Here is a 23184-nt window from a genome sequence, read left to right on the forward strand (position 1 = left end):
CCGCGTTAGGACCGGCCCCCCGGCGTACGACGCGGCGAAGACTCGGCGTCATGTCCCCCGAGAACGTCGTAGCGCTGGTCGTCAGCGCCCTCCTGCTCGGCTACCTGGTGGTCGCCCTGGTCCTCCCGGAGCGCTTCTAGATGTCCGACACCGTGGCCGGCCTGATCCAGGTCGGCGTCCTGATCGCGCTCCTCGCGCTGTGCTACGTCCCGCTCGGCGGCTACCTCGCCCGCGTCTTCACGACCGACGAGGACCTCGCCGTCGAGCGCGGGATCTACCGGCTCGTCGGCGTCGACCCGCGCGCGGACCAGGCCTGGCGGACCTACGCCGTCGCCCTGCTCGCCTTCTCCGTCGCGGGCCTGGCCCTGCTCTTCGCGCTCCAGCGGCTCCAGTCGCACCTGCCCTGGTCGCTCGGCTTCCCCGACGTCACACCGGACCTGGCCTTCAACACGGCGGCCTCCTTCGTGACGAACACCAACTGGCAGGCCTACTCGGGTGAGGCCACGATGGGGCACCTGGTCCAGATGGCCGGGCTGGCGGTGCAGAACTTCCTCTCCGCCGCCGTCGGCCTCGCCGTCGCGGTCGCGCTGATCCGCGGCTTCGTCCGCTCCCGCACCGGCCGGCTCGGCAACTTCTGGGTCGACCTGGTCCGCGGCACGATCCGGGTCCTGCTGCCGCTGGCGGCGCTCGCCGCCGTGGCGCTGGTGCTGATGGGTGTGGTGCAGAGCCTGTCCGGCGGGGTGGACGCCACCACGCTGACCGGCGGCCACCAGAGCATCCCCGGCGGCCCGGTCGCGTCGCAGGAGGCGATCAAGGAGCTCGGCACCAACGGCGGTGGCTTCTTCAACGCCAACTCCGCGCACCCCTTCGAGAACCCCAGCCCGCTGAGCAACCTCTTCGAGATCTTCCTGATCCTGCTCATTCCCGTCTGCCTGACCCGCACCTTCGGGGTGATGGTCGGCAACGTGCGCCAGGGCTACGCGATCCTCGCCACGATGGCGGTGATCTGGGTCGTGATGCTCGCCGCGGTGTGGGCGATCGAGGCGGCCCACCCCACCCCGGCGTACGACGTCGCGGGGGCCGCGATGGAGGGCAAGGAGACCCGGTTCGGCATCCCCGGGTCGAGCCTGTTCGCGGTGTCGACGACCGGCACCAGCACCGGCGCGGTGAACTCCTTCCACTCGTCGTACTCACCGGTGGCGGGCGGGCTGCTCATGCTCAACATGGGCCTCGGCGAGATCGCCCCGGGCGGCGTGGGGACCGGGCTCTACGGCCTGCTGGTGCTGGCGATCCTCACCGTCTTCGTCGCGGGCCTGATGGTGGGGCGCACCCCGGAGCTGCTCGGCAAGAAGATCACCGCGCGGGAGATGAAGCTCGTGGCGCTGAGCATCCTCACCATGCCGCTGGTGGTGCTCGGGTTCACCGCGCTGGCGCTGTCCCTGGACGGGCCGCGGTCCTCGATCCTCAACGCCGGGCCGCACGGACTGAGCGAGGTGCTCTACGCCTACCTCTCGGGCGCGAACAACAACGGCTCCGCGTTCGCCGGGCTCTCCGCGAACACGCCGTTCTACAACGTCACCATCGGCCTGGCCATGCTCGTGGGCCGGTTCGTGCCGATCGTGCTCACCCTCGCCTTGGCCGGCGCGCTCGCACGGCAGACACCGGTGCCGCGGACCGAGGGGACGCTGCCCACGCACGGGCCGCTGTTCGTCGGGATGCTCACCGTCGTCTCGCTCGTCGTCGCCGGGCTGACCTTCTTCCCGGCCCTCGCCCTCGGCCCGCTCGCGGAAGGCCTGTGATGACCCACTCCCCGGAGACCTCCATGCCCAGCTCACTGCTCCGTTCCCTGCCCGACGCCCTGCGCAAGCTCGACCCCCGGGTCATGGTGCGCACGCCCGTCATGTTCGTCGTCGAGATCGGCGCGGCCTTCTGCACCGTGCTCGCCGTGCGCGACCCGTCCGTCTTCGGCTGGTCGATCACCGCCTGGTTGTGGCTCACCGTGCTCTTCGCCAACCTGGCGGAGGCCTTCGCCGAGGGCCGGGGCCGGGCGCAGGCCGCGACCCTGCGCCGTGCCAAGACCGACACCACCGCGCGACGGCGCAACCCGGACGGCACCCTGGAGCCGGTGCCCGCCACCACGCTGCGGATCGGCGACGAGGTCGTCGTCGAGGCCGGTGAGGTGATCCCCGGTGACGGGGACGTCGTCGACGGGGTCGCGAGCGTCGACGAGTCCGCGATCACGGGCGAGTCCGCGCCGGTGATCCGCGAGTCCGGCGGCGACCGCTGCTCGGTGACGGGCGGCACCAAGGTGCTCTCGGACCGGATCGTCGTCCGGATCACCACCAACCCGGGCGAGAGCTTCATCGACCGGATGATCGCGCTCGTCGAGGGCGCCAGCCGGCAGAAGACGCCCAACGAGATCGCGCTCAACATCCTGCTCGCCAGCCTGACGATCGTCTTCCTCGCGGCCACGGTCACCCTGAAGCCGCTGGCGATCTACTCCGGCGCGGACCAGTCGATCCTGGTGCTGATCGCCCTGCTGGTCTGCCTCATCCCGACGACGATCGGCGCGCTGCTGAGCGCGATCGGCATCGCCGGCATGGACCGGCTCGTGCAGCACAACGTGCTCGCCATGTCCGGGCGCGCAGTCGAGGCGGCCGGCGACGTGAACACGCTGCTGCTCGACAAGACCGGCACGATCACCCTCGGCAACCGCGAGGCCGCCGAGCTCCTGCCCGTCGGCGAGGTCGGCGTGGAGGTGCTGGCCGACGCCGCCCAGCTCGCCTCGCTCGCCGACGAGACGCCGGAGGGCCGCTCGGTCGTCGTGCTGGCCAAGCGGGCGCACGGGCTGCGCGAGCGCAGCGCCGGCGAGCTGCCCGCGGCCACCTTCGTGCCCTTCACCGCGCAGACCCGGATGTCCGGCGTGGACCTGGGCGGTCGCGAGATCCGCAAGGGCGCGGCCGCGGCGGTCGCGGCGTGGGTGCGCGAGCACGGCGGACAGCCGGGCGAGGACGTCGGCCGGACGGTCGATGCCATCGCCTCCGCAGGCGGTACGCCGCTGGTGGTGGCCGACCGCGTGCCGGGCGAGCCCGCACGGGTGCTCGGCGTCATCCACCTGAAGGACGTGGTGAAGGCGGGGATGCGCGAGCGCTTCGAGGAGATGCGCCGGATGGGCATCCGCACGGTGATGATCACCGGCGACAACCCGCTCACCGCCAGGGCGATCGCCGAGGAGGCCGGTGTCGACGACTTCCTCGCCGAGGCCACGCCCGAGGACAAGATGGCGCTGATCAAGCGCGAGCAGGAGGGTGGCCGGCTGGTCGCGATGACCGGCGACGGCACCAACGACGCGCCCGCGCTCGCCCAGGCCGACGTCGGCGTCGCGATGAACACCGGCACCTCCAGCGCCAAGGAGGCCGGCAACATGGTCGACCTCGACTCCAACCCGACGAAGCTCATCGAGATCGTGGAGATCGGCAAGCAGCTGCTCATCACCCGCGGCGCGCTGACGACCTTCTCGATCGCCAACGACGTGGCGAAGTACTTCGCGATCATCCCCGCCATGTTCGCCGGGGTGTACAGCGGCCTCGACGCCCTCAACGTCATGCGGCTCTCCTCACCGGAGTCCGCGATCCTCTCCGCCGTCGTCTTCAACGCGCTGATCATCGTGGCGCTGATCCCGCTGGCCCTGCGCGGGGTGACCTACAAGCCGTCCAGCGCCTCGGCGATGCTGCGCCGCAACCTCGCCGTCTACGGGCTCGGCGGGCTGGTCGCACCCTTCGTCGGCATCAAGCTCGTCGACCTGCTCGTGTCCACCCTCCCGGGCCTCTGACCGGCACCAGAACGGAGCCACCATGACCACCTCCTCCCCCCTGCGCGGCGGGCTCACGCAGCTCGCCGCCGCGGCCCGCGTCCTCGGCGTGATGACGGTGCTGCTCGGCCTCGCGTACCCGCTGGCGCTCACCGGGCTCGCGCAGGTCGTCGTACCGGGCCGGGCCGACGGCTCGCTGGTCGAGCGCGACGGCGCGGTCGTCGGCTCGGCCCTGGTCGGGCAGTCCTTCGCCGGGGACGCGGCGTACTTCCAGTCCCGGCCCTCCGCGGCCGGCGAGGGCTACGACCCGCTCGCCAGCTCCGCCTCCAACCTCTCCCCCGCGAACCCCGCCTTCGTCGCCGAGGTGCGACAACGCATCGCCGACGTGGCGGCGTTCGACGGCGTCGCGCCGGAGGACGTCGCGCCGGACGCGGTGCTCGCCAGCGGCTCGGGCCTGGACCCCCACATCTCCCCGGCGTACGCCGCGCAGCAGGTCGCCCGCGTCGCCCGCACCCGCGACCTCCCGGCCGCCCGGGTGCGGGACCTGGTCGAGGAGCACACCACCGGCCGCACCCTCGGCGTCCTCGGCGAGCCGCGCGTCAACGTGCTGGAGCTCAACCTCGCCCTGGACGGGCTGGAAGACTGAGCTCCATGAAGCGAGGCCGGCTGCGGGTCTACCTCGGCGCCGCACCCGGCGTCGGGAAGACCTACGCCATGCTCGGCGAGGCCCGGCGCCGGGCCGAGCGCGGCACCGACGTGGTCGTCGGGATCGTGGAGACCCACGGCCGCGCGCACACCGCGGCCATGCTCGACGGCCTGGAGGTCGTGCCGCGGCAGCCGATGAGCTATCGCGGTGCCGACCTGGAGGAGATGGACCTGGACGCGCTGCTGCGGCGGCGGCCGGCGGTCGCGCTGGTCGACGAGCTCGCGCACACCAACGTCCCCGGCTGCCGCAACGAGAAGCGCTGGCAGGACGTGCGCGAGCTGCTCGACGCGGGCATCGACGTGATCTCGACGGTCAACATCCAGCACCTGGAGTCGGTCAACGACGTGGTCGAGAAGATCACCGGCGTCCCCCAGCGCGAGACCGTGCCGGACTCGGTGGTCCGCGCCGCCGACCAGGTCGAGCTCATCGACATGTCCGCCGAGGCGCTGCGCCGCCGGCTCGCGCACGGCAACGTCTACGCCTCCGACAAGGTCGACGCCGCGCTCTCCAACTACTTCCGCGAGGGCAACCTCACCGCGCTGCGCGAGCTCGCGCTGCTGTGGGTGGCCGACAAGGTCGACGACGCCCTGCAGGGCTACCGCCGGCGTCACGACATCACCGGCACGTGGGAGGCCCGCGAGCGGGTGCTCGTCGCGCTCACCGGTGGGCCCGAGGGCGAGCAGCTCGTACGACGGGCCGCGCGGATCGCCGCCCGCTCCGGTGCCGGCGACCTGCTGGCCCTCCACGTGGGCCGCTCCGACGGGCTCACCGGCGCGGACCCCACGCACCTGACCCACCAGCAGCAGCTCGTCGAGTCGCTCGGCGGCACGTTCCACCAGCTGCTCGGTGACGACGTGCCGGAGACCCTGCTGTCCTTCGCCCGCGCCGAGAACGCCACCCAGCTGGTGCTGGGCGACAGCCGCCGCTCGCGCTGGGCGTCGTACGTCTCGCCGCCGGGGATCGGCGCCCGCACCATCCGCGCCGCCGGCGACATCGACGTGCACATCGTGTCCCACACCCACGCCGGCCAGGGCCGCCGGCTGCCGGTCGGCCGGGGCGCGCTCAGCCTGCGCCGGCGGGTGCGCGGCTACGTCCTCGCCGTGCTGCTCCCGGCCCTGCTCACCCTCGCCCTGCTGCCGATCGACCACGCGCTCAACCTGGTCAGCGACGTCCTGCTCTTCCTGCTGCTCGTCGTCGCGGTCGCCCTCGTCGGCGGCGTGGGACCGGCGATCCTGGCCGCGCTGCTGGGCTCGTTCCTGCTCAACTTCTTCTTCACCGCGCCCGTGCACACGCTGACGATCGCGAGCACCAACAACGCGCTGGCGCTGCTCGTCTACCTGCTCGTCGCGGTGATGGTCAGCTCCGTCGTCGACCTCGCCGCACGGCGCACCCGCCAGGCCGCCCGCGCGGTGGCGGAGTCGCACGTGCTGGCGAGCCTCGCCGCCGCGCCGCTCACCGGGAGCGGTGACCTCGCCGGACTGCTGGAGCGCTTCCGGCAGAGCCTGTCGCTCGGCTCGGTCGCCTTCTTGGAGAAGCAGCCGGGCGGGTGGCAGGTCATTGGCACGGCCGGCCCGGACCCGGCGGCCACCCCGGAGGCGGCGGACACCGTCGTACCGGCGGGTGAGGGGACGGCGCTCGTCCTGCGCGGCCGGCTCGCCCCCGAGGACACCCGGGTGGCCGACGCCTTCGCGGCCCGCACCAGCCAGGCGGTGCACCAGATCCGGCTCGCCGAGGAGGCCGCGCAGGCCGCGCCCCTCGCCGAGGCCAACAAGGTCCGCACCGCCCTGCTCGCCGCCGTCGGCCACGACCTGCGCACCCCCCTCGCGGCCGCCAAGGCCGTCGTCTCCGGCCTGCGCGCGGAGGACGTCGCGCTCACCGAGGAGGACCGCCGCGAGCTGCTGCGCACCGCCGACGAGGCGCTCGACCACCTCGCCGCGCTGGTGGACAGCCTGCTCGACCTCAGCCGGCTCCAGGCCGGCGCGCTGCCCGTCCACCTCGCCCCGTCGTACGTCGAGGACGTGCTCGCCGGCGCGCTCGACGACGTCAGCGTGGCCGGCGCCGGGGTCCGGGTCGACGTCGCCGAGGGCCTGCCCTCCGCGCTGGCCGACGCCGCGCTGCTGGAGCGGGTCGTGGTCAACCTGCTGACGAACGCCCAGCGCTACGCCGGGTCCACCCTGGTCACCGCCAGCGCGGTGCTCGACCGGGTCGAGGTCCGGGTCGTCGACAGCGGTCCGGGCATCCCGAGCGCCGACTACGAGCGGGTGTTCCAGCCCTTCCAGCGGCTCGGCGACCACGACAACAGCACCGGGGTGGGGCTCGGCCTCGCGCTCGCCCGCGGCCTGGTCGAGGCGATGGGCGGCACGCTGGAGCCGGAGGAGACGCCCGGCGGCGGGCTCACCATGGTGATCTCGCTGCCCGTCGCTGACGGCGATCCCGCCGGGCCGGACCTCGGCATCCGGGAGCGTGTCGGATGACCCGGATCCTGGTCGTCGACGACGAGCCGCAGATCGTCCGCGCCCTCTCCATCAACCTGCGCGCCCGCGGCTACGAGGTGACCACCGCGGGTGACGGGCTGGAGGCGATCGAGGTCGCCGCCATCGCGCCACCCGACGTCGTCGTGCTCGACCTGGGCCTGCCGGACCTCGACGGCGTCGACGTCATCGCGCGGCTGCGGGCCCAGTCCGCCGTACCGATCCTCGTGCTGTCGGGCCGCTCCGACAGCGCCGACAAGGTCGAGGCCCTCGACGCGGGCGCCGACGACTACGTCACCAAGCCGTTCGGGATGGACGAGCTGCTCGCCCGGCTGCGGGTGATGCTGCGCCGCAACGCCCCCGCCGGGACGGAGGCGACGACGGTGGGCTTCGGCCGGGTCGTCGTCGACCTCGGCGCGACCCGGGTCACCGTCGGCGGCGCGGAGGTGCGGCTCACCCCGACGGAGTGGCACCTGCTGGAGGTCTTCGTCCGCAACCCCGGCCGGCTGATCAGCCAGCGTCAGCTGCTGAGCGAGGTGTGGGGCCCCGGCTACGAGAACGCGCACGGCAACCTGCGGCTCTACATGGCCCAGCTGCGCCGCAAGCTCGAGCCCGAGCCGGCGCGGCCGGTGCACTTCCGCAACGAGCCGGGCATGGGCTATCGGTTCGAGCCCTGAGAGGATCCTCGGCGTGGGACAGGTCTTCGAGTGCGAGATCCAGGCGCGGCTGCGCGACGTCAACCTCGGGGGGCACGTCGACAACGTCGAGGCGCTGCGGGTGCTCGACGAGGCGCGGCTGCTGTTCTTCCGCTTCGCGCCGCTCGGCGACGACCGGCCCGGGCTCTTCCGCGACGTGCCGCCGGGGATCGTGGAGCTGGTCGGCTCCCAGCGCGTCGACTACGACGCCGAGATGCGCTTCGTGGCCTACCAGCCCTTCCTGGTGCGGATGTGGGTCGGCCACGTGGGCCGTTCCTCGCTCGCGACCTCCTGCGAGCTCCGGGTCGCGCCTGACTCCCCGCCGGCCATCACCGCCGAGACCTCGGTCGTCTTCTGGGACCCCACCGCCGGTACGTCGTGGCCGATCTCCGACACGGTCCGGGAGACCCTCACGGCCTGGTCCGCCCCGCCGGTCGCCCTGCGCGAGCGGCCCGGCTCCTAGAGCTCCAGCCGGAGCGTCCCGCTCGCCCGGGACACGCACGCCGCCATCCGGTCCGCGCGGTGCTCGGGCGGCAGGAAGCGGTCGCGGTGCTCGACCTCCCCGTCGGCGTACCGGACCGCGCAGGTGCCGCAGAAGCCCTGCCGGCAGGAGTACGCCGCGTCCGGGCGCACCTGGAGCAGCCTGGTCAGCAGGGTCTGGTCGGCGGCGACCTCGAAGGTCTCGCCGGTGCTGGTGAGCTCGACGGTGAAGGCCTCGCCACCGACCACGGGCGGCGCGGAGAAGCGCTCGGAGTGGAGCGCCTCGACGTTCTCGGCAGGCACCTCGGCGCGCAGGGCGTCGATCATCGCGGGCGGCCCGCAGCAGTAGAGCGCCGCACCCTCGGGGGCACGCTCGACGATCGCCGCGGCGTCGGGCAGGCCGCGCTCGTCGTCGGGCCAGATCTCGACCCGGTCCGGGAAGCGCTCGGCCAGCGCCTCCACCTCGGTGAGGAAGGGCAGCGAGGCGCGGTCGCGGCCGGCGTAGACGAACCGCCAGTCCTCACCGCGGGCGGCGGCGTAGCGGACCATCGGCAGGATCGGGGTGACGCCGATCCCGCCCGCCACGAAGAGGTACGACGGCGCGACGATGAACGGGAACGCGTTGCGCGGCCCCTTGAGCACCAGCTCCTGGCCCACCTCCAGGTCGTGCACCTCGCGCGAGCCGCCGTCCCCGTCGGCGATCCGGCGGACCGCGATCCGGTAGCGGGAGCGGTCGCGGGGGTCGCCGGTGAGGGAGTACTGGCGGGTCCGGCCGGACGGCAGCAGCACGTCCATGTGCGCGCCCGGCGCCCATCCCGGCAGGCTCGGACGCTCGGTCGGCACCAGGTCGAGGGACACCACGTCCTCGGCCTCGGTCGTGACCGCGGCGACCCGCACCAGGATCCGGCGGTCGACCTCGCGCACCTCGGGCCGCCGCTTCGCGGTCACCTTCATCATCCGCACCACGCCGTCGGCGAGGTGGCCGAAGGCGCGGTAGCCCGCGGTGTCGGGGAGCGGCGGGCCCTGGTCGAGCGTCATCGCCCGTCCGCGGCCCGGGCGGCGGGGGAGGTCGCGAGGTAGGCGACGGCCTGGCTGGTCGAGCCCTCCTGGCGGGGGTGGTACGTCGGCTTGAAGTAGCGCAGCGACGGGAGCACCATGCCGCGCACCCCCGGCAGGATCCCCTTGCGCGCCGCGGCGACCCAGCTGCGGAGGAAGGGCAGGTCCTTCTCGGCGAGCGTGCTGTCGTGCTGGACGAGGTAGCGCGCGCTGCGGGCCCAGAGGTAGATGATCCCGGTCATCGCGAAGGCGTAGGCCCGGATCCGTCGTACGTAGCGTCCGTCGAGGTGGTCGAAGAGGTCGTAGGCGACGTGACGGTGCTCGACCTCCTCGGCGCCGTGCCAGCGGACCAGGTCCAGCATCCGCGGGTCGGCGCGCAGCCGGTCGAGCCCGGGCGAGTTGAGGATCCAGTTGCCGAGGAAGGCGGTCATGTGCTCGATGCCGGCGACCAGCGCGAGCCGCTCGACGAGCCATTCCTCGGCGGCCTTGCCGGTGAGCTCGTCGCGGTCGCCGAGCAGCCGCTGGAAGACGTGCTCGACCTCGCCGACCATCTCCTTGGTGTCGAGGCCGTGGGTGTCGAAGTAGTCGAGGACACCCTGGTGGGCGTTGGCGTGCATGCCCTCCTGGCCGATGAAGCCGATGACCTCCTCGCGCAACCGCTCGTCCTTGATCAGCGGCAGCGCGTCGGTGAAGATCCGCACGAACCAGCGCTCGCCCTCGGGCAGCAGCACGTGCAGCACGTTGATCACGTGCGAGGCGAACGGCTCGCCGGGGATCCACTGCAGCGGCAGGCCGGCCCAGTCGAAGACCACCTCCCGGGCGTGCAGCGCGACCTTCTCCGGCTCGCGCAGCGCACGGCGCGCGCTCATGCCGACACCTTCTCGGCGGTGAACTCGCGGACCAGGCCGGCGATCAGCGCCGGGCGCTGCGAGACCACCCAGTGGCTGCCGGGGACGTGGTGCACCGTCAGGTCGCGGACGTACGACGCGGGCGCGCCCGCCTGCAGCGGGGCGCTCACGTGGTGGTCGTTCTCCGGGGCGATCACCTGCACGGGCAGGTCGATCTTCGGCGGCTTCGGGCGCAGCATCCGGCTCGGGAAGTTCGCGCGGTAGAGCTGGATGCCGTTGACGGTCTCCGCCGGGCCGCGCTCGGTCGCGGGCGCGACCGCCGCCGCGGTGTCGGCCGCCGCGGAGTGGTGGGCGAGCCGGTCGATGATCCCGCGCCGGGCGGAGAGCTCGGGCAGGAGCGGGGTCATGAAGAAGAAGACGTAGTAGGACGCCAGCAGCTGCTTGAGCCGCGGGCCCTTGGCGACGCCCGAGTCGCGCAGCCACGCGGCCGCGTGGTCGAGGGAGGGCCCGGAGATGCTGGTGAACGTGCGGATCCGCGGACCGAGCCGGCCGGCGGTGAGGCCGTCCCAGACCTGGATCGAGCCCCAGTCGTGGGCGACCAGGTGCACCGGCTCGTCGGGGCTGACGGCGTCGATGACGCGGCCGAGGTCGTCGACGAGCTGGTCGATCCGGTAGGCCTTGCGCGAGGCCGGCACCCCGGAGGCGCCGGACCCGCGCACGTCGTAGGCGACCACGTGGAAGTCGCTCGCCAGCTCGGCCGCGACACCGTCCCAGACGGAGTGGTTGTCGGGATAGCCGTGCACCAGCACGACGGTCGGCGCGCTGCGGTCACCGCGCTCGTGGACCGCCAGCCGGAGGCCGTCGCTGGTGTCGACCGTGGTCGGGCGGGGTCGCTGCTCGTTCGTCATCGCCACGTGGCTCCTCGCGTCGGGCGTTGCTACTGTGCCGTCATTGCTACGTCAACGTAGCATTAATGCACCTGGAGGCGATGTGACGAAGGTCAACCCGACGATGAGGGCGGTGACCTGCACCTCCGGCGCGTTCGCCGTCGAGGAGCTGCCCCGTCCCGTGCCCGGTCCCGGCCAGGTGCTGCTCCGCGTGGTCCGCACCGGGATCTGTGGCTCCGACCTGCACGCCCGCGAGCACGCCGACCAGCTGGCCGACGTCGCCGACGCGATGGGCTACCGCACGCTGATGCGTCCCGCCGACCGCGTGGTGATGGGCCACGAGCTGCTCGGCGAGGTCGTCGGCTACGGCCCGCGCACCCGCAAGCGGTGGAAGGCCGGCACCCGGATCGTCGCGCTGCCGATGGTCCGCGCCGGCGACGACATCCACCTCGTCGGCTTCGACGAGCGCTCCCCCGGCGGCTTCGCGGAGTACGTCGTGGTCCAGGAGGCCTTCGCCTTCCCCGTCCCCGCCGGGCTCTCCGACGACAAGGCCGCCTTCACCGAGCCGCTCGCCGTCGCCTGGCACGCCGTGCGCCGCGGCGACCTCGGCCGCGGCCAGCCCGCCGTCGTGATCGGCTGCGGGCCGATCGGCCTGGCCGTGATCCTGGTGCTCAAGGCCAAGGGCGTGAAGACCGTGGTCGCCTCCGACCTGTCACCCGTACGACGGGCGCTGGCGCGCCGCTGCGGCGCGGACGTGGTCGTCGACCCCCGGGTGACCTCCCCCTGGTCGGCGTACAGGCTGCCGGGTCCGGTGGGCTCGCTGACGGAGTACGCCCGCTTCGGGATGGACACGGTCGGCCTCATGCGGCGGGTCCCGCTGCTGCCGTGGGGACGGCTGATCCGGGCCGGCGAGGCGCTGGGGGCCTCGCCGACCGGGCCGGTCGTCTTCGAGTGCGTCGGCGTGCCCGGCGTCCTCGACGAGATCTACGCCCAGGCGCCGCTGCGCAGCCGGGTGGTCGCGGTCGGGGTGTGCATGGAGCCGGACACCGTGCGCACCGCCTTCGCGCTCAACAAGGAGCTGGAGGTGCGCTACGTCTTCGGCTACGACCCCGAGGAGTTCCGCCACGCGCTCGACCTCATCGCCTCCGGCAAGGTCGACCCGACCCCGCTGCACACCGGGACGGTCGGGCTCGGCGACCTGACCGCGGCGTTCGACGACCTGTCCGGCGCCGAGGAGCACGCGAAGATCCTGGTCGATCCCGCGCGGGCGTAGGCGCCTAGCCCTCCTGGATCGCGCGCACGACCTCGACCGCGAAGTCGTTCATCCGGTCGGCGTCGTAGGCGTCGGGGTCCTTGAGGATCAGCCGCGCACCCATCTCCATCGCACCGACGAACAGGTGGGCCAGCAGCACGTGGTCGATCGGCTCACGCCGGAAGGAGACCGCCCACTCGCAGAGCACCGTGAACTGGGCGACCATGAAGTCGCGGGTCTCCTCGTGCCGTCCGCGCGCCGCCTCCGGAAGGCTGTCGGGCGCCAGCAGCAGGCGCCAGCGGCCCGGGTGCGCACGGACGCCGGCGAAGAAGGTCTCCACGCCGGTGCGGGCCAGCGCGACCGGGTCGCCGTCGGACACGTCGTCGGGCAGCGAGTCGAGCATCTGCTGCAGGCCGCGGTCCTGCTCCCGGTCGACGAGGGCGGCCAGCACCGCGTCGGCGTTGGCGAAGGCGCCGTAGACGACCGGCTTGGTGACCTGCGCGGCCTCCGCGATCGCCTCCATGGTGACCGCGCCGACGCCGCCGGAGACGGTGAGGGCGAGGGCGGTGTCGAGGATCTGCTCACGCCGCTCGGCAGGCGGCAGCCGCGGCGCGTAGCTGCGGCGGCTCCTCACCCGGCGGACCTTACCGGTGCCAGCGACCAGGCGAGGGTGACCAGGCCCAGGACCACGGCCAGCGACACGATCCCCACCACCGCGGCGTCGAACACCGCGAGGTCGAGCGAGCCGGTGAGCCCGCTCAGGAAGGTGCCGACCGAGAGCAGGCACGCGACCGCGAACGTCGCCGGCAGGGTCGCCGCCGGCAGCCGGCGCGGCCGGCCGGGGTCGAGGACCGGGCGGCGCAGCATCCCCAGCAGCACCAGGCCGATCACGAGCAGGCCGAGGACGCTGGTGCCGTGCTGGGCCCACTGCTCGCCGCGCATCGGCCCGTGCACCTCCTGCAACCAGGGCACCAGCCGCACGCCCCAGCGGCCCTCGTGGGTGAAGGCGTCCCACACCACGTGCGTCACCGAGCCGAGGACCGCCGCCGGTGGCGCCAGGAGCCACGCCCGGCGGCACAGCGCCGCGTGCGCCGGCAGCCGGTCCCGGACCACGGCGGGCGCGGTGTCCACCAGCGCGTCGCGGCCCCAGCGGTCCCAGAACACGAGCAGGAGCAAGGTCATCGCGAGGTCGACGGTGACGATGCCGATCGCGCTGTGGGTGAAGCCGTAGGTGTGCCAGGACCGCGTGAAGACCGGGAGGTCCGGCGCCATCGAGCCGATGACCATCGCCGAGAGCGGCAGACCGAGACCGCGCAGCGGCAGCACGGCCGCGGGGTGGGCGATGGTGACGGGCACCGGGCGAGGCTAGCCGGGCGGCGCAAGACCGGGACGGCCCGCGAGCCGCAGCCACGCGGTCAGCTCCTGCCCCGCCTCGACGTCCTCCAGGCCGGCCGCGCGGCGCGCCGCGACCTTGAGCGGCACCAGGTAGCGCCCGTCCTTCGGGAACAGCGCGGTCGTGAAGTCGGTGTCGCCGATCCGCACCTCGACCGCCACCTGGCCCCAGTACTCCAGCCCGCGCGCGGCCTCCTTGAGGTCCTCGCTGTCCTCGACCGGCACCGCGAGGAACCAGTACGGCGCCGGGCCGCGCCACTCCACGACCGGGCCGGTGAAGGTGAGCTCCATCAGTAGCCGTCCTGCTCGCCGACCGGATCGAAGCAGTCCGCGTCGAGCTCCGTGCCCTGCCCCACGCACAGCGGCGTCCGGTCGTCGGGAGAGGTGTCCCGCTCGTTCGACCTCGCCAGCCCGACGGCCAGCGCGACCGCGGCCAGGGCGACCGCGAAGCCGGCGGCGATCGCGACGCCGCTGTGCGGGCCGGCCGCCCGTCCGCCCGGGCCTCCGAACTCGCGCCGCTGCGAGAACGACTCCGCCTTCTCCGGCGGCTCCGGGCTCTCGTACTGCTCCCACATGCGGGCCAGCCTGCCCCGCCGGGAGGCCTGCGCAAACGCGGCTCACCGGCGCAGCAGGGCCGCGATCTCGTCGTACCCGCGGCGCTCGGCGTGCTCCAGGGCGCTCACCCCGTCCCGGTCGGTGATCGTGCGGTCCACCCCGGCATCGAGCAGGATCCGCACGACCTGCTGGTGCCGGCGCCCGCCGTCGCCGAGGACCACCGCCTCCAGCAGCGCCGTCCAGCCGAGGTCGTTGACGTGGTCGAGGTCGACGCCGGTGCGGACCACGCGCCGCACGTAGTCCACGTGGCCGTGCTCGCTCGCGGGGATCGGCGCCAGGCCGCCGTACCGGTTGCGGAGGGTGAGGTCCGGGCCGGCCGGCAGCAGCGCCTCCAGCATCGCCACGCTGCCGGTCACGCCCGTCACCAGCCACGGGGTGTCGTGCCGGTCGTCGAGTGCGTCCGGGTCGGCACCGCGCGCCACGAGCACCTTCGCGACGGCGACCCGGTCGAAGGTGCTCGCCAGCAGCAGCGCCGTACGACGGTGCCGGTCCCGCGTCTCGATGTCGGCTCCCGCGTCCAGCGCGGCGGTCACGGTGGCGGCATCGCCGCGGCGGGCGGCCCGCAGGAGGCTCGCGTCCGGGTCGGGCATCGGTGCGGGCATCGCGTCGGGCACGGTGGTCGGCGTCCTCTCCACAGGGGCGGCCACGCTCGGAGCCGGCGTGGGAGCGGCGGTCTCGCCGCCCCCGCACGCGCCGGCCAGCAACGCGAGCGGGAGCACGACGGCGAGGGAGCGTCTCATCGGGTCGGGTCCGTGACGACCTGGTACGGCCCGGTGGCGGCGGCCTCGTCGAACTTGCTGTCGACGTAGAGCACCCGGCCCCGCAGCGTCTTCGCGGTGGTGAGCACCCGGTCGGGCGAGGTGGCGCGCTGGCTCAGCAGCGTGGCCCGGCGGCCGTCGGAGGAGAGCCGGAGGGTGGCGATCATCTTGCTGAAGTTGCGCACGACGCTCAGCCGGCCGCCGTGGCGGACCAGCCCGTCGGCGTCGACGAGGTCCGCGCCGCCCGTGGCGACCGGGGTGACCGCGCCGGTGCGGGCGTCGAAGCGCCACAGCCGGCCGACGTTGCCCTGCGCGACGACGAACGCCCGGCGGTCCGCGGTGAGCACGATGCCGCCGAGGTTGAAGCCGGTCTGCCGCGTGATCGTCGCCGAGGCGTCCGCCCAGAGCGTCGCCCGCCAGCCGGCGCGGCCGCGCGCGACCCGGACGACCTGGGCGTCGTTGGAGTTGGTGAAGTACGCCGCGCCGTCCGGCCCGATCGCCACGTCGTTGAGGAACACGTCGGTGCCCGGCGCGCGCAGGGCCGCCAGCAGGTGCCCCTCCTTGCTGTAGACCCACAGGTCCGGACGGCCGGTGCCGATGCCGTTGGGCCCGCCCGCGACGTAGACGTTGCCGGCGGCGTCGACGGTGATCCCGCGCGCGGTGTAGCGGCCGTCCGTGCCGTCGCCCGCCAGCCACTCGCGGGTCTGGGCGGCGCCCACCTCACCACGGTGGACCTCGCCGCCGGTCACCTCGCTGACGTAGAACAGGCCGCGGCGCTCGTCGGCGCCGATGCCCTCGAACTTGGAGCCGACCGGGCTGTCCGCGTCGCCGGCGAGGCGGTAGGACGAGGGCCGGGCGTGGTGGTGCGCGTCGGCCGCACCCCCGAGCGGGACGGTCGTGGCGGCGACGAGCAGGGCGCTGATGAGGGAGGTTCGCTTCATGCCCTCCACCGTGCCGGCCCGGGTGCGGCCCGCACGTCGGGCAGCCGGCCAGGTCTCGATAGCCAATTGGCTGATGCCGTCCGCCGCCGTCCTCCCTACGCTGGACCGACCATGACTGCGTCTCACGACCGCCCCGGCGTCCACGGCATCCTGGCCGCCGCGCGGCTCGACCCGTGGCTGCTCGTGGTGCTCGTCGTGCTGCTCCTCGCCTCGGCCGTGCGCTACGTCGACCGGCACGGCCTCGGCGCCACCGGGCTCCTGGTGCTGGCGGGCGCGCTGGTCCTCGCGCTGGCCTACGCCACCCGCACCCTGCTCCCGGGCCGCACCTGGTGGCCGACCGTCTGGGTGCTCGCGATGGCCGTGCTGTGGGGGGCGTTGACGACCGCGGCGCCGTCCTTCGCGTGGTGCGCCGTACCGGTGGCGTTCGCGGTGCTCCAGGTGCTCCCGTTCGGGTGGGCGGTGGCGACGGTCGTGGCGATGACGGCAGTGGTGACCGCCGCCTGGCTGCGGATCACCGACGGTGCCGACCCCACCCAGGTCGCCGGCCCGGTCGGGGTGGCGCTGGTGACGGTGCTGGCCTACCGCGCGCTGGAGAACGCGCAGGCCGAGCTCGGCGCGCTGGCCGAGCGGACCCGTCTGTCGCGCGAGATCCACGACTCCGTGGGCCAGGGCCTGTCCAGCATCAACCTGCTGCTCCAGGCGGCGGAGCAGTCCTGGGACGGTCAGCCGGCCGCGGCGCGCGAGCACGTGCGGACCGCGGCGGCGACGGCCCGCGACGGCCTGGACGAGGTACGACGTGTGGTGCGCGACCTCGCGCCCCCGGACCTGGCCGACGACCCCACCGGCGCGGCGCTCGCCGCGGCCCTGCGCCGGGTCGCGGAGCAGTCGGCGACCGGCCTGGACGTGGAGGTCAGGGTCCACGGCGCGCCGGTCGCGGTCCCGCCCGGCGTCGCGTCGGCGCTGGTCCGGACCGCGCGCGGTGCGCTCGCGAACGTCCGCGAGCACGCGGCCGCCGGCCGGGCGGCGCTGACCCTGACCTACCAGGTGGACGAGGTGGTCCTCGACGTGCGCGACGACGGCCGCGGCTTCGACCCCGGCTCGGTGCGTGCCGACGGCGGTCGCGGCCGAGGGCTGGCCGGGATCCGTGACCGGGCCGCCGGGCTCGGCGGCAGCACCGAGGTGGAGAGCGCGCCCGGCGAGGGCACGACGGTGTCGGTCCGCTTCCCGGTCGCCGGGGAGGCCCGATGATCCGGATCGTGCTCGTGGACGACCACCCCGTCGTCCGTGCCGGGCTGCGGGCACTCCTCGACGGGCAGCCCGACCTGTCCGTCGTCGGTGAGGCAGCCGGGCTCGACGAGGCCCGCGCCGTCGTCACCGCGGACCGGCCGGACGTCGTCCTCATGGACCTCTCGCTCGGCGCGGGCGAGGCCGGCGGGGCCGAGGTCACCGCTGCCCTGCGCGCGCTCGGCGAGCCACCCGAGGTGCTGGTGCTGACGACCTACGACACCGAGTCCGACATCCTGCGGGCGATGGAGGCCGGCGCCCGGGGCTACCTGCTCAAGGACGCCCCGCCCGCCGAGCTGTTCGCCGGGATCCGCGCCACCGCGCGGGGGGAGACGGTGCTGGCGCCCTCGGTCGCGGCGACCCTCGTCCGTCGTACCGCACCGGGGGCGAGGAGCGTCACCGAGCGCGAGGTGGAGGTGCTCGAGCTGCTCTCGCGCGGGCTCGGCAACAAGGAGATGGCGCGCGAGCTGTTCGTGTCGGAGGCGACGGTGAAGTCCCACCTGTCGCACATCTACACCAAGCTCGGCGTCGACACCCGGGCCGGCGCCGTGGCCGCGGCGATCGAGCAGCGGATCATCCGTCGCTGACGGACGCGCGACGTCCGTCGCCTCGTCCTCTCGCCTTGTCCTCGTCGCCCTGTCTTCGTGGCTTTGTGTCGGACCCCCTCGGGATACTCGGGACATGACCGAGCACTCCGTTCCCGCCCCCGGGTCCGAGGTCGTCTCCGAGCGGTGGGACGGCGAGGACCTCTCCGGGCGCGCCTTCCGGCAGGTCACCTTCGTCGATGTCGACCTGACCGAGGTCACCGCGACCGGCGCGACCTTCGAGGAGTGCGTCTTCCGCGACTGCGACCTCAACGCGGCGGCGTTCACCGACAGCGCCTTCGTCAACTGTCGCTTCGTGAAGTGTGCCTTCTTCGGGGCGCGCTTCACCGGCTGCAAGCTGGTGGGCTCGACCTTCGAGCGCTGCCGGTTCTCCGCGTTCGAGGTCGACGGCGGGAGCTGGATGTTCGCCGGGCTGGCCGGCGCGGACCTGCGCCGCGCGGTCTTCCGGCGGGTCGACCTGCGCGAGGCCGACCTCGGCGGCGCCAGGCTCGCCCAGGCCACCCTCCACCACGTCGACCTCGGCGGGGCCGAGCTGCACGAGGCCGACCTCACCGGAGCGGACCTGCGCGGGTCCGTGCTCACCGCGCTCGACCCGCTGACGGCCCGGCTCGGCGACGCGGTGGTCGATCTCGACCAGGCGGTGGTGCTGGCCCGGGCGCTCGGCCTGCGGGTGGAGGAGGACGTGCCCCTGGAACAGTGAGAGAGTGCGAGGCTCGCCGGGGCTCAGCCCTGCGCGACCGCCGCGAGCACCTTGTCGAGCTGCGCCTTGAGCGCCGGCACCTCGTCGAGCAGGCTCAGCTTGTCGTCGAGCCTGGCCAGCAGCCCCTGGACCTCGCCCAGCACCTGCTTGGTCTCGGCCAGGGTGGCGTCGACGGTCGCGAGCTTCTCGTCGACACCGGTCAGCGTGCCGTCGACCGAGGTCAGGGTGCCGTCCACGTTGGTCAGCGTCCCGCCGACCGTGCCGAGCGTGGTGTCGACGTTGCTCAGGGCGACCTCGGCGTTCTTGAGCACCTTGTCGGAGCGCTTGAGGACGTCGGCGACGGGGTTCAGACCCACGGGGTTCTCCTTGGACGAGAGGGGACGGGAGCGAATCGGACGCCACCATCTCAGGTGAGCGCCCGATCCCCAACGGTTCTCAGGCGAGGCTGCCCAGGATGGGCTCAGATTCGAGAAGTCCGGCGTCGCTGGGCTCCTCGCCGGCCCCGAACACCTTGGCGCGCTGCTTGGCCCGCCACTCCAGGTGGGCCTCGGCGGGCCTGTCGTAGCCGTAGCGCTCGCGGGCCTCGGCGGGCGTGAGGACCTCGGGGTTCGCCGGCGCGACGCCCAGGAAGACCGGCGCCACGACCGGGACCGTGCTCGGCGAGAGCAGGGCGAGCACCCGCAGCTGCAGGCGCTTGCTGAAGGTGGTCAGCGCGAAGGCGACGGTGAGCACCGGGCGCACGGCCACGTCGACGACGCGGGGCTGGCGCAGGTCCGCCATGTCCCGCATCCAGTGCGGGAGGGTGGCGATCACGCCCGCCCGGAAGAAGCGGCCGACCACCCAGCGCGCCGGGCGCAGCACGAGGGGCACCGGGCCGAGCTGGGTGACGTCCATCAGGTGCGCCATCGCCTTGCGGGCGATCGGCGAGCCGGACATCTGCGGGCGCATCCGCTCGTAGTAGGCGTGCAGCTCCGCGCGGGAGCGCGGGACGTCGGCCGGGTCGCAGGTCTGCAGCTCGGCGGCGCGCGCGCACTCGGCCCAGAACTGGCGCTCCTCGGCGTCCGAGAGCTTGCCGGGACCGTACATCTCGTAGGCCTTGAGCACCGAGTGCCAGCCGGTGACGAGGATCCACAGCTGCGAGTCGGGGTCGTTGGCGTCGTACCGACCGCCGGCGTAGGGCTCGATGCCGATCGCCTTGCTGTGCACCTTGACCAGGATGTCCGCCGCCTTGCTGGTGGTCCGGCTGTCGCCGAAGGCGACCAGGGCGAAGTAGTGGATCGTGCGGTCGTAGCGGGTCTTCGGCCGGCGGTAGATGTCCTGGGTCCGGTCGACCGAGGCCACCAGGTTGGGGTCGAGCTCCTCGACCACGACGGCCCGGCTGAAGCCGACCGTGAGGGAGGTCGGGTAGCCCCAGACCTTCCAGGCGACGGAGCCGGGCCCGAAGAAGCCGTAGTCCTCGGGCGGGGTGACGGAGCGCTTGCGGATCGCCATGCCCGACATCTTGCTACAGTTGTGTAGTAATTGGAAGACCCTAAGGTGGTCGCATGTCCGACCAGGTCCGCAAGAGGCGCCCGTACGCCGCGCGGGTGCCGATCGAGGAGCGACGCACTCAGCTGCTCGACGCCGCCCTGCGGATCATCGACCGCGACGGCTACGACCGCGTGTCCATCGACGCCATCGCCAAGGAGGCCGGGGTCACCCGGCCGGTGGTCTACGGCGCCTTCGACGGGCTCGGCCCGCTCCTGATGAGCCTGCTCGAGCGCCAGCAGAAGCGCGCCCTCGGCCAGCTCTACGGCGCCCTGCCGATCACCGCGCTCGGCAGCCCACCCCTCGTCCTCGTCGAGCGGGCCGTGCCGGCCCTGCACCAGATGCTGCTCAACGACCCGGTGACCTGGCGCGCGATCCTGCAGACGCCGGCCAACGTGCCGGACCCGGTGCGCCAGCGGATCGAGGCCAACCAGGACCAGGTGCGGGCCATGATCCAGATGATGGTGGCCACCCTGCTGCCGGCCGGCACCGACGCCGAGCTCGCGGCGCACGGCATCCTCGCCCTGATGCGCCACGTCGGCGCGCTGGTGCTCGCGGAGCCGGAGCGCTACGACGCCGAGCGGCTGACTGAGGCGGCCCGGCAGGCGGTCCGGATGGCGCTGCCGAGCACCGGCCTGTCGACATGAGCGCCGAGCACGCCGTGCTGCGCGCGGCCCGGCGCGAGGAGGCGGCCGCGCTGTCCGGCCTGGCGCTGCGCTCGAAGGGACACTGGGGCTACGACGCCGAGTTCCTCGCCGCGTGCCGCGCGGAGCTGACCCTCGACCCGGACGAGCTGGCCACGCACCGCACGCTGGTCGCCGAGGTGGACGGGCGGCCGGCGGGCTTCGGGACGCTGGAGGGCGCGCCGCCGTACGGCGAGCTGGGGATGCTGTTCGTCGACCCGGACCTGCTCGGGCGCGGGATCGGCACGGTCCTGCTGGCGGCGCTGGTCGACCGGGCGCGGGAGGAGGGCTTCACCCGCCTCACGGTCGACGCCGACCCGAATGCCGAGGCGTTCTACCTCGCCCACGGCGCGGTGCGGGCGGGAACCGTCGGGTCGGCGTCGATCCCCGGAAGGGTCTTGCCGCGGCTGGAGCTCACGATCACCTGAGGTCGACGTCGGCGAAGACGAGCACCGGCCAGGCGATCACCTCGCCGACCCACGACGCCGCCGCGTCGAGGCCGCGCAGCTGGCCGAGGTGCTCGCGGTGGGCGTCGGCCCAGAAGATGCCGACGACCAGGTAGGGCAGGGCCAGCCAGACGCCGAGGAGCATCAGGTCGGTGATCCAGGAGCGCTGGTCCAGGGGCTTGGTCGTCGCCATGGCGTCACGCTAGGCCGTCTCCGGCACAATTACTACACCTGTGTAGAAATTATTCGGGGACAGATGTCGGTGCGCGGGTGCACGGTGGTCCCATGACCACCTCCTCCCCCGTCACCGAGCTCCTCTCCGTCTGCATCGACAGCCCCGACGCGGCTCGGCTCGCACAGTTCTACGCCGACCTGTCGGGCGGCGAGGTCACCGGCGTCTACCCGGAGTACGGCTACGCCTCGGCGTCCGTGCTCGGCTCGACGCTCAACTTCCAGACCGTCGCGGACTACTCCGCGCCGCAGTGGCCCGGACAGGCCCACCCGCAGCAATTCCACCTCGACTTCCGGGTGCCCGAGCTGGAGCCGGCCGTCGAGCACGCGCTCGCGCTGGGCGCCACCGTCGCCGCCGAGCAGCCCGAGGGCATGACCTGGCGGGTCATGCTCGACCCCGACGGGCACCCGTTCTGCCTGTGCCCGCCGAGCTGAGCGCTCAGCCGCGCCGGTAGGTCAGGTGCGTCACGTGCGGCGTGTGCCGCACGGAGACGGGCTCCAGCCCGTGCGCCGGCACGCCGTCGAAGAGCCGCGACCCGCCGTGCGCCCGGTCCGCGGCGAGGCCGGAGACCACCGGCGCGACGTGCCAGCGCAGCTCGTCGAGCAGGCCCGCCCGGAGCGCGGCGTTGACCGTCGAGGCGCCACCGGCGATCGCCACGTTGCGCTCCCCCGCGGCCGCGCTGGCCCGCTCCAGCGCGGCCTCGAGCCCGTCGGTGACGAAGTGGAAGGTGGTCCCACCGGACATCTCCAGGGGCGCCCGCTCGTGGTGGGTGAGCACGAACACCGGGGCGTGGTACGGCGGCTCCTCGCCCCACCAGCCGCGCCACTCCAGGTCCCACGGCCCCCGGCCGGCCGAGAACATGTTGCGCCCCATCACGAAGGCACCGGCCCCCAGGATGCCGGCGACCTCGGGGGCGTTCTCCTCGCCGTGCTCGAACATCCACGCGTGCAGCGGCGCGTTGTCGAGATCGCCGAACGGTCTCTCGAGGCGCTGGTTCGGCCCGGAGCCGAAGCCGTCGAGGGTGGTGCTGATGTCCGCGGTCACGATGCCCATGCCAGACCGACCCCGGCCGGCTCCGGAACTCATCGCGCCGGCGCCGGTCACCGTGGGAGGATCGGGCCGTGCTGGGCATCACCGACCTGTCGACGTACCTCGTCGGGCTGGTCCTCATCATCTTGCTGCCCGGCCCGAACTCGCTCTACGTCCTCTCCGTCGCGGCCCGGCGCGGTGTGCGCGACGGCTACCGCGCGGCCGCCGGCGTGTGGACCGGTGACGCCGTGCTGATGACCCTCTCGGCGGCGGGCGTCGCCTCGCTGCTGCAGGCCAACGACCTCGCCTTCTCCATCGTCAAGTACGTCGGCGCCGGCTACCTCGGCTACCTCGCCTTCACCATGCTGCGCGGTGCACTGCTCATGCTGCGCGAGCGGCACCGGGCGGTCCGGGCCGTCGAGGAGGGCGCTCCGCCGCCGGTGCCGGACGAGCGGCCCTACCGGCGGGCGCTGGTGATCAGCCTGCTCAACCCGAAGGCGATCCTGTTCTTCGTCGCCTTCTTCGTGCAGTTCGTCGACCCGGCGTACGCCCACCCGGCGCTGTCGTTCCTGGTGCTCGGCATCCTGGCGCAGATCGCCAGCGTGGCCTACCTGTCGGCGCTGATCTTCGGCGGCACCCGTCTGGCGGAGACCTTCCGGCGCCGTCGTTCGCTGTCCGCGGCCGGCACCTCGGCGATCGGCGCCATCTTCCTCGGCTTCGCGGTCAAGCTCTCGCTCGCGCACGCCTGACCGTCGACGTGGGACTT

The 23184-nt window shown here is 73.6% G+C and carries 28 protein-coding genes; 15 read left to right on the forward strand and 13 right to left on the reverse strand.

What is annotated here, in order from left to right; translation table 11 throughout:
- Positions 1-50: 50 nt before the first annotated feature.
- Genes kdpF through MRBLML1_RS04415 form a run of 7 tightly spaced genes read left to right on the forward strand, consistent with a single transcriptional unit; the run spans position 51 to position 8146 of the window.
- The gene (gene kdpF / locus MRBLML1_RS04385) at positions 51-140 is read left to right on the forward strand and encodes a K(+)-transporting ATPase subunit F (RefSeq protein ID WP_278257994.1); all 90 of its coding nucleotides are present in this window, start codon (positions 51-53) and stop codon (positions 138-140) included.
- Positions 141-1799, forward strand: a complete 1659-nt coding sequence (gene kdpA / locus MRBLML1_RS04390; protein ID WP_364511925.1) for a potassium-transporting ATPase subunit KdpA — start codon at positions 141-143, stop codon at positions 1797-1799. It abuts the gene before it with no gap.
- Positions 1799-3832, forward strand: coding sequence for a potassium-transporting ATPase subunit KdpB (gene kdpB / locus MRBLML1_RS04395; protein WP_414691211.1), 2034 nt, complete (start codon positions 1799-1801; stop codon positions 3830-3832). Before kdpA ends, kdpB begins: the two co-directional genes overlap by 1 nt.
- A 22-nt stretch (positions 3833-3854) precedes the next feature.
- Complete coding sequence (gene kdpC / locus MRBLML1_RS04400; protein WP_364511931.1) at positions 3855-4457, forward strand: potassium-transporting ATPase subunit KdpC; 603 nt, start codon at positions 3855-3857, stop codon at positions 4455-4457.
- A 5-nt stretch (positions 4458-4462) separates the two neighbouring features.
- A complete protein-coding gene (locus MRBLML1_RS04405) occupies positions 4463-6991 on the forward strand; it encodes a sensor histidine kinase (RefSeq protein ID WP_364511933.1) in 2529 nt (842 codons plus the stop codon).
- Positions 6988-7665, forward strand: coding sequence for a response regulator (locus MRBLML1_RS04410; RefSeq protein ID WP_364511936.1), 678 nt, complete (start codon positions 6988-6990; stop codon positions 7663-7665). The genes MRBLML1_RS04405 and MRBLML1_RS04410 overlap by 4 nt, the downstream gene beginning before the upstream one ends.
- Positions 7666-7678: 13 nt before the next feature.
- Positions 7679-8146 carry an acyl-CoA thioesterase gene (locus MRBLML1_RS04415; RefSeq protein ID WP_364511939.1) on the forward strand — a complete coding sequence of 156 codons (468 nt, stop codon included), beginning with the start codon at positions 7679-7681 and terminating at the stop codon, positions 8144-8146.
- On the opposite strand, the gene MRBLML1_RS04420 is transcribed toward MRBLML1_RS04415, so the two are convergent.
- Genes MRBLML1_RS04420 through MRBLML1_RS04430 form a run of 3 tightly spaced genes read right to left on the reverse strand, consistent with a single transcriptional unit; the run spans position 8143 to position 10975 of the window.
- A complete protein-coding gene (locus MRBLML1_RS04420; protein ID WP_364511941.1) occupies positions 8143-9201 on the reverse strand; it encodes a PDR/VanB family oxidoreductase in 1059 nt (352 codons plus the stop codon). The two genes, MRBLML1_RS04415 and MRBLML1_RS04420, sit on opposite strands and share 4 nt — an antisense overlap.
- Positions 9198-10088 carry a metal-dependent hydrolase gene (locus MRBLML1_RS04425; RefSeq protein WP_364511944.1) on the reverse strand — a complete coding sequence of 297 codons (891 nt, stop codon included), beginning with the start codon at positions 10086-10088 and terminating at the stop codon, positions 9198-9200. Before MRBLML1_RS04425 ends, MRBLML1_RS04420 begins: the two co-directional genes overlap by 4 nt.
- Positions 10085-10975, reverse strand: a complete 891-nt coding sequence (locus MRBLML1_RS04430) for an alpha/beta fold hydrolase (protein ID WP_364511947.1) — start codon at positions 10973-10975, stop codon at positions 10085-10087. Before MRBLML1_RS04430 ends, MRBLML1_RS04425 begins: the two co-directional genes overlap by 4 nt.
- Before the next feature lie 103 nt (positions 10976-11078).
- Here MRBLML1_RS04430 and MRBLML1_RS04435 point away from each other — a divergent pair, with 103 nt between their 5' ends.
- Positions 11079-12227, forward strand: a complete 1149-nt coding sequence (locus tag MRBLML1_RS04435; protein WP_364513114.1) for a zinc-binding dehydrogenase — start codon at positions 11079-11081, stop codon at positions 12225-12227.
- Positions 12228-12231: 4 nt separating this feature from the next.
- Here MRBLML1_RS04435 and MRBLML1_RS04440 read toward each other — a convergent pair whose 3' ends face one another.
- From MRBLML1_RS04440 to MRBLML1_RS04465, 6 genes are read right to left on the reverse strand one after another with little or no spacing between them, the layout of a single operon-like run.
- Positions 12232-12840 carry a TetR/AcrR family transcriptional regulator gene (locus MRBLML1_RS04440; protein ID WP_364511950.1) on the reverse strand — a complete coding sequence of 203 codons (609 nt, stop codon included), beginning with the start codon at positions 12838-12840 and terminating at the stop codon, positions 12232-12234.
- Positions 12837-13562 (reverse strand): DUF4184 family protein, encoded by a 726-nt coding sequence (locus MRBLML1_RS04445; protein ID WP_364511953.1) that lies wholly within the window; start codon positions 13560-13562, stop codon positions 12837-12839. The genes MRBLML1_RS04440 and MRBLML1_RS04445 overlap by 4 nt, the downstream gene beginning before the upstream one ends.
- 9 nt (positions 13563-13571) lie before the next feature.
- Positions 13572-13889 carry a DUF1905 domain-containing protein gene (locus tag MRBLML1_RS04450; RefSeq protein ID WP_364511956.1) on the reverse strand — a complete coding sequence of 106 codons (318 nt, stop codon included), beginning with the start codon at positions 13887-13889 and terminating at the stop codon, positions 13572-13574.
- Positions 13889-14173, reverse strand: coding sequence for a hypothetical protein (locus MRBLML1_RS04455; protein WP_364511959.1), 285 nt, complete (start codon positions 14171-14173; stop codon positions 13889-13891). The genes MRBLML1_RS04450 and MRBLML1_RS04455 overlap by 1 nt, the downstream gene beginning before the upstream one ends.
- Positions 14174-14215: 42 nt before the next feature.
- A complete protein-coding gene (locus MRBLML1_RS04460; RefSeq protein ID WP_364511962.1) occupies positions 14216-14953 on the reverse strand; it encodes an ankyrin repeat domain-containing protein in 738 nt (245 codons plus the stop codon).
- Positions 14950-15912, reverse strand: coding sequence for an SMP-30/gluconolactonase/LRE family protein (locus tag MRBLML1_RS04465; protein ID WP_364511965.1), 963 nt, complete (start codon positions 15910-15912; stop codon positions 14950-14952). The genes MRBLML1_RS04460 and MRBLML1_RS04465 overlap by 4 nt, the downstream gene beginning before the upstream one ends.
- A 111-nt stretch (positions 15913-16023) precedes the next feature.
- Between MRBLML1_RS04465 and MRBLML1_RS04470 the strand changes: the two genes are divergently transcribed.
- The 3 genes from MRBLML1_RS04470 to MRBLML1_RS04480 all read left to right on the forward strand — a co-directional run bounded on the left by MRBLML1_RS04470 (position 16024) and on the right by MRBLML1_RS04480 (position 18501).
- Positions 16024-17160 (forward strand): sensor histidine kinase, encoded by a 1137-nt coding sequence (locus tag MRBLML1_RS04470; RefSeq protein WP_364511967.1) that lies wholly within the window; start codon positions 16024-16026, stop codon positions 17158-17160.
- Entirely contained in the window at positions 17157-17783 is a 627-nt protein-coding gene (locus MRBLML1_RS04475; RefSeq protein WP_364511970.1) for a response regulator transcription factor, read from the forward strand. Before MRBLML1_RS04470 ends, MRBLML1_RS04475 begins: the two co-directional genes overlap by 4 nt.
- A gap of 94 nt (positions 17784-17877) precedes the next feature.
- Positions 17878-18501, forward strand: a complete 624-nt coding sequence (locus MRBLML1_RS04480; RefSeq protein ID WP_364511972.1) for a pentapeptide repeat-containing protein — start codon at positions 17878-17880, stop codon at positions 18499-18501.
- A gap of 23 nt (positions 18502-18524) precedes the next feature.
- On the opposite strand, the gene MRBLML1_RS04485 is transcribed toward MRBLML1_RS04480, so the two are convergent.
- Both MRBLML1_RS04485 and MRBLML1_RS04490 read right to left on the reverse strand, forming a co-directional pair.
- A complete protein-coding gene (locus MRBLML1_RS04485) occupies positions 18525-18857 on the reverse strand; it encodes a hypothetical protein (protein WP_364511975.1) in 333 nt (110 codons plus the stop codon).
- A 79-nt stretch (positions 18858-18936) separates the two neighbouring features.
- Positions 18937-19992 (reverse strand): oxygenase MpaB family protein, encoded by a 1056-nt coding sequence (locus MRBLML1_RS04490; protein WP_364511977.1) that lies wholly within the window; start codon positions 19990-19992, stop codon positions 18937-18939.
- A gap of 53 nt (positions 19993-20045) precedes the next feature.
- Here MRBLML1_RS04490 and MRBLML1_RS04495 point away from each other — a divergent pair, with 53 nt between their 5' ends.
- Positions 20046-20675: a TetR/AcrR family transcriptional regulator gene (locus tag MRBLML1_RS04495; RefSeq protein WP_364511979.1), complete on the forward strand. Its 630-nt coding sequence runs from the start codon at positions 20046-20048 to the stop codon at positions 20673-20675.
- On the forward strand, positions 20672-21139 hold the full coding sequence (locus tag MRBLML1_RS04500; protein WP_364511982.1) for a GNAT family N-acetyltransferase: 468 nt from the start codon (positions 20672-20674) through the stop codon (positions 21137-21139). Before MRBLML1_RS04495 ends, MRBLML1_RS04500 begins: the two co-directional genes overlap by 4 nt.
- Here MRBLML1_RS04500 and MRBLML1_RS04505 read toward each other — a convergent pair.
- Positions 21132-21350: a hypothetical protein gene (locus MRBLML1_RS04505; RefSeq protein WP_364511985.1), complete on the reverse strand. Its 219-nt coding sequence runs from the start codon at positions 21348-21350 to the stop codon at positions 21132-21134. The two genes, MRBLML1_RS04500 and MRBLML1_RS04505, sit on opposite strands and share 8 nt — an antisense overlap.
- A gap of 92 nt (positions 21351-21442) precedes the next feature.
- Between MRBLML1_RS04505 and MRBLML1_RS04510 the strand changes: the two genes are divergently transcribed.
- Positions 21443-21823, forward strand: a complete 381-nt coding sequence (locus MRBLML1_RS04510) for a VOC family protein (RefSeq protein WP_364511988.1) — start codon at positions 21443-21445, stop codon at positions 21821-21823.
- A 4-nt stretch (positions 21824-21827) separates the two neighbouring features.
- Here MRBLML1_RS04510 and MRBLML1_RS04515 read toward each other — a convergent pair whose 3' ends face one another.
- On the reverse strand, positions 21828-22442 hold the full coding sequence (locus MRBLML1_RS04515) for a dihydrofolate reductase family protein (RefSeq protein ID WP_364511990.1): 615 nt from the start codon (positions 22440-22442) through the stop codon (positions 21828-21830).
- Positions 22443-22510: 68 nt separating this feature from the next.
- Here MRBLML1_RS04515 and leuE point away from each other — a divergent pair, with 68 nt between their 5' ends.
- On the forward strand, positions 22511-23167 hold the full coding sequence (gene leuE, locus MRBLML1_RS04520; RefSeq protein ID WP_364511992.1) for a leucine efflux protein LeuE: 657 nt from the start codon (positions 22511-22513) through the stop codon (positions 23165-23167).
- The last annotated feature ends 17 nt before the right edge of the window (positions 23168-23184 follow it).

The organism is Nocardioides sp. LML1-1-1.1, assembly GCF_040676175.1.
Classification (GTDB): domain Bacteria; phylum Actinomycetota; class Actinomycetes; order Propionibacteriales; family Nocardioidaceae; genus Nocardioides.

What these genes read in the sequence shown, in the direction of transcription:
- kdpF (WP_278257994.1), top strand. Translation starts at nt 51, where the DNA reads ATGTCCCCCGAGAACGTCGTAGCGCTGGTCGTCAGCGCCCTCCTGCTC.
- kdpA (WP_364511925.1), top strand. Translation starts at nt 141, where the DNA reads ATGTCCGACACCGTGGCCGGCCTGATCCAGGTCGGCGTCCTGATCGCG.
- kdpB (WP_414691211.1), top strand. Translation starts at nt 1,799, where the DNA reads ATGACCCACTCCCCGGAGACCTCCATGCCCAGCTCACTGCTCCGTTCC.
- kdpC (WP_364511931.1), top strand. Translation starts at nt 3,855, where the DNA reads ATGACCACCTCCTCCCCCCTGCGCGGCGGGCTCACGCAGCTCGCCGCC.
- MRBLML1_RS04405 (WP_364511933.1), top strand. Translation starts at nt 4,463, where the DNA reads ATGAAGCGAGGCCGGCTGCGGGTCTACCTCGGCGCCGCACCCGGCGTC.
- MRBLML1_RS04410 (WP_364511936.1), top strand. Translation starts at nt 6,988, where the DNA reads ATGACCCGGATCCTGGTCGTCGACGACGAGCCGCAGATCGTCCGCGCC.
- MRBLML1_RS04420 (WP_364511941.1), bottom strand. Translation starts at nt 9,201, where the DNA reads ATGACGCTCGACCAGGGCCCGCCGCTCCCCGACACCGCGGGCTACCGC.
- MRBLML1_RS04425 (WP_364511944.1), bottom strand. Translation starts at nt 10,088, where the DNA reads ATGAGCGCGCGCCGTGCGCTGCGCGAGCCGGAGAAGGTCGCGCTGCAC.
- MRBLML1_RS04430 (WP_364511947.1), bottom strand. Translation starts at nt 10,975, where the DNA reads ATGACGAACGAGCAGCGACCCCGCCCGACCACGGTCGACACCAGCGAC.
- MRBLML1_RS04435 (WP_364513114.1), top strand. Translation starts at nt 11,079, where the DNA reads ATGAGGGCGGTGACCTGCACCTCCGGCGCGTTCGCCGTCGAGGAGCTG.
- MRBLML1_RS04450 (WP_364511956.1), bottom strand. Translation starts at nt 13,889, where the DNA reads ATGGAGCTCACCTTCACCGGCCCGGTCGTGGAGTGGCGCGGCCCGGCG.
- MRBLML1_RS04455 (WP_364511959.1), bottom strand. Translation starts at nt 14,173, where the DNA reads ATGTGGGAGCAGTACGAGAGCCCGGAGCCGCCGGAGAAGGCGGAGTCG.
- MRBLML1_RS04460 (WP_364511962.1), bottom strand. Translation starts at nt 14,953, where the DNA reads ATGAGACGCTCCCTCGCCGTCGTGCTCCCGCTCGCGTTGCTGGCCGGC.
- MRBLML1_RS04465 (WP_364511965.1), bottom strand. Translation starts at nt 15,912, where the DNA reads ATGAAGCGAACCTCCCTCATCAGCGCCCTGCTCGTCGCCGCCACGACC.
- MRBLML1_RS04470 (WP_364511967.1), top strand. Translation starts at nt 16,024, where the DNA reads ATGACTGCGTCTCACGACCGCCCCGGCGTCCACGGCATCCTGGCCGCC.
- MRBLML1_RS04475 (WP_364511970.1), top strand. Translation starts at nt 17,157, where the DNA reads ATGATCCGGATCGTGCTCGTGGACGACCACCCCGTCGTCCGTGCCGGG.
- MRBLML1_RS04480 (WP_364511972.1), top strand. Translation starts at nt 17,878, where the DNA reads ATGACCGAGCACTCCGTTCCCGCCCCCGGGTCCGAGGTCGTCTCCGAG.
- MRBLML1_RS04490 (WP_364511977.1), bottom strand. Translation starts at nt 19,992, where the DNA reads ATGGCGATCCGCAAGCGCTCCGTCACCCCGCCCGAGGACTACGGCTTC.
- MRBLML1_RS04495 (WP_364511979.1), top strand. Translation starts at nt 20,046, where the DNA reads ATGTCCGACCAGGTCCGCAAGAGGCGCCCGTACGCCGCGCGGGTGCCG.
- MRBLML1_RS04500 (WP_364511982.1), top strand. Translation starts at nt 20,672, where the DNA reads ATGAGCGCCGAGCACGCCGTGCTGCGCGCGGCCCGGCGCGAGGAGGCG.
- MRBLML1_RS04505 (WP_364511985.1), bottom strand. Translation starts at nt 21,350, where the DNA reads ATGGCGACGACCAAGCCCCTGGACCAGCGCTCCTGGATCACCGACCTG.
- MRBLML1_RS04510 (WP_364511988.1), top strand. Translation starts at nt 21,443, where the DNA reads ATGACCACCTCCTCCCCCGTCACCGAGCTCCTCTCCGTCTGCATCGAC.
- MRBLML1_RS04515 (WP_364511990.1), bottom strand. Translation starts at nt 22,442, where the DNA reads ATGGGCATCGTGACCGCGGACATCAGCACCACCCTCGACGGCTTCGGC.